The sequence below is a fragment of the Brasilonema bromeliae SPC951 genome (genome assembly GCF_012912135.1).
Lineage (GTDB): Bacteria > Cyanobacteriota > Cyanobacteriia > Cyanobacteriales > Nostocaceae > Brasilonema > Brasilonema bromeliae.
The window spans coordinates 1-2,596 of sequence record NZ_QMEB01000381.1; the positions used below are offsets into that span (position 1 = coordinate 1).

General features: G+C 42.3%; 3 protein-coding genes and 1 tRNA gene. 3 read left to right on the plus strand and 1 reads right to left on the minus strand.

Going from position 1 to position 2,596, the window contains the following annotated elements; all coding sequences use genetic code 11:
• Positions 1-53 precede the first annotated feature (53 nt).
• Both DP116_RS27795 and DP116_RS27800 read left to right on the plus strand, forming a co-directional pair.
• Complete coding sequence (locus DP116_RS27795; protein ID WP_169158193.1) at positions 54-275, plus strand: hypothetical protein; 222 nt, start codon at positions 54-56, stop codon at positions 273-275.
• A 257-nt stretch (positions 276-532) separates the two neighbouring features.
• Positions 533-1,330 carry a peptidylprolyl isomerase gene (locus DP116_RS27800; RefSeq protein WP_169158194.1) on the plus strand — a complete coding sequence of 266 codons (798 nt, stop codon included), beginning with the start codon at positions 533-535 and terminating at the stop codon, positions 1,328-1,330.
• On the opposite strand, the gene DP116_RS30615 is transcribed toward DP116_RS27800, so the two are convergent.
• A complete protein-coding gene (locus DP116_RS30615; RefSeq protein WP_169158195.1) occupies positions 1,263-1,598 on the minus strand; it encodes an Arm DNA-binding domain-containing protein in 336 nt (111 codons plus the stop codon). The genes DP116_RS27800 and DP116_RS30615 overlap by 68 nt on opposite strands.
• Positions 1,599-1,662: 64 nt before the next feature.
• On the opposite strand from DP116_RS30615, the gene DP116_RS27810 reads away from it, so the two are divergent.
• Positions 1,663-1,734: transfer RNA gene (locus DP116_RS27810), tRNA-Gly, on the plus strand.
• The last annotated feature ends 862 nt before the right edge of the window (positions 1,735-2,596 follow it).

The window sequence follows — 2,596 nt, forward strand, 5'->3', positions numbered from 1 at the left end:
TATTTTAACTCCTATTCATTTTACCAGTTTTACGCTTTTGAACGCGGATTGGTATGACAAAAGAATTGGGAATTAAAGTTAGCGCTTGCCACATTAACCGCTTGCTTAAGGATATGGGACTTTCCACTCGACCAAAAGACAACACAACTAAGAAAGAAATCTCAAGCCAACAAAATTCCAGCATTACGATTGGTGATTTACCATCGCACGCATCACCTAATTTATTGTGGCAATTGAGTTTGATGAAAACCAGTGTTGCAAATAATTATGGCTGAAAAAAGTCGGGAAGTGCAGGTTTGGGCATTTACAATTGCAGATTACTACGTGTAGGAATGCCAGTCAAAATCAAATTTGATGCTTATCCTTTTTCAGATTATGGAGTGTTGTCTTGCACTAGCAAAGGAAGGAGAAAAGGTAAAACTAAAAAAATTTTGCTCCTTCTTTTGCTTGTTTACTTTTAACTTGTCCCCTTGTTCTCTTGTCAGCATTTCACAATTAAACTCGCATTAATATATTACTAAGGAATGATACTATGTCAGAAGTGCTAACTGTTTCCAAGGACGAAATTATTCACCAAATCAAGCTTTACTGTCAAATTCCCTCTGTGGTTGAAGGTATTCTTACTCGCAAGATAATTGCGCGTGCAGCTGGGGAGGCTGGTATTAAAGTGGAGTCGTCAGAACTTCAGCAAGCAGCAGACGGTTTGCGGTTAATGAACAAGCTGACTAGCGCTGATGCTACTTGGGAGTGGCTACAAAAACATAGTCTGTCCTTAGACGAGTTTGAAGAATTAGTTTATTCCACCGTCATTTCCTCAAAGTTGGCTCAACATTTGTTCGCCGAGAAAGTTGAACCCTTTTTTGTGGAACACCAGCTTGATTATGCCCAGGTTGTCATGTATGAAGTAATCTTGGATGATTTTGACTTAGCGATGGAACTCTTTTATGCACTTGCTGAAGGTGAAATAAGTTTTCCTGAAGTCGCCCACAAATACATTCAAGATACTGAAGCTCGCCGCTCTGGAGGATATAAAGGAATACTAAGTCGCACAGATTTCAAACCAGAAATATCAGCCGCTGTATTTGCAGCAACTGGGCCCCAGATTCTTAAACCAATTGTTACTTCTAAGGGAGTCCATTTGATTTTTGTTGAGGAAATTATTCAGCCACAATTAAACGAGATGCTGCGCGAAAAAATTCTCTCAAACTTGTTTTCTCAATGGCTAAAGCAACAAGTTGAGCAATTGAAAGTTGAAATTGTTCTTAACTCAAAATCATTAGATGTAGACAGTCTTTATCAACAGCAAGGTATTGGTACGTCCCAGGCTTAACTAGTGCGCGTTTGTAGTCGAGGTACTTTAGCCAGATGTCCGTGAGTGTGAGCGTGTGTGCTTGTTTTGGTGCAAAGGTCGTGATGAGTTTGTACTTCTCTAACCTTTTAGCATCGAACCGCTTAAAGACAATATCCACTCTCAACTCATCCGCCTTCGCCTGTGCAAGTTTAAAATTCGCCTTTGTATTCTCAACACCTAGCGCAATCGAGTACCTCTTCCCCTCAAAACTAAATCTCAGGCGCAATCTCCCCCGGTCGTCTTTCACCTAACTGTCATTGGTCGGAATATTTGGTAGGATTGACTATATTCGAGAGCGCTAACCCTGACTTGCGGGTGTAGTTCAGTGGTAGAACGTCAGCTTCCCAAGCTGAATGTCGTGGGTTCGAGTCCCATCACCCGCTTCAAAAAAAATCCTCAAATCGTAAGCTTTTAAAGGGTTACAGCCGTTTGCTCACCCCTTGCTCACATCGAGAATAGCCTTTATTGGGTGCAACTATTGGGTCATCTAAGGTCTTTTTGGGTGTAATTTTGGTGTAAAGCTGGTGTAAAACTTTTGTACTAATAGAGATTGCGCCATGAACTCAGAATGTACTACTGGCAAAGCTTCTAAGGGTACCGTCCCTACATCATTGGCGGCGTGTGGAACGGTAAGGATGCACCGCAAGAATTGGTGGATGACTCCATTCAACCATGACTCGCCGTCCTATTTTGCAAGAGGGGCAATCCTACACCCGATCACTCCTATTTTGAGATGCCTTATGAGGCAGACGAAATATTGGCGGAATTGGGCTATGCTTTGGTGAAAACACGCCTTGATTTACCATGTAGCGATCGCCATTGAGAACGTTTGCAAGAATTGCGACAGCTGTTTTTGTACGTACGGACAATTCTTGGCATATGGTGAGTTTAGTAACTTCTGAAGCAGTTGAATGCCGATTGGCTGCACAGGTTGCTTTTTTCAGAATTTGAAATTGTTTGGTGGTTTTTAAGTCCCAGAGGGGAGAGGGCGAGCATGTAGCACTGTTGCCTTGGGTCTCGCCTTTTGTAAAACTGGGCAACCCTCTCTACGAGTAAACGCGAGTGCGCCTTACAGAACTTTAGGAGACGCATTGTCCACGCACTTTGTCCCCTAAAAAATTGGGCAGCCTTATTACTACGGGTACTCGTCTTTACGGGGTTATACCATTTCACGAAATTCGTGATACAAATTCTTTTTCCCTACTTCCCCTACTGCCTATTTGTATCAACCTTAAAGTGAAACGG

Bases quoted from the DNA above. Each gene is read 5' to 3' on its own strand.
- DP116_RS27795 (WP_169158193.1), top strand. From the start codon at position 54: ATGACAAAAGAATTGGGAATTAAAGTTAGCGCTTGCCACATTAACCGC.
- DP116_RS27800 (WP_169158194.1), top strand. From the start codon at position 533: ATGTCAGAAGTGCTAACTGTTTCCAAGGACGAAATTATTCACCAAATC.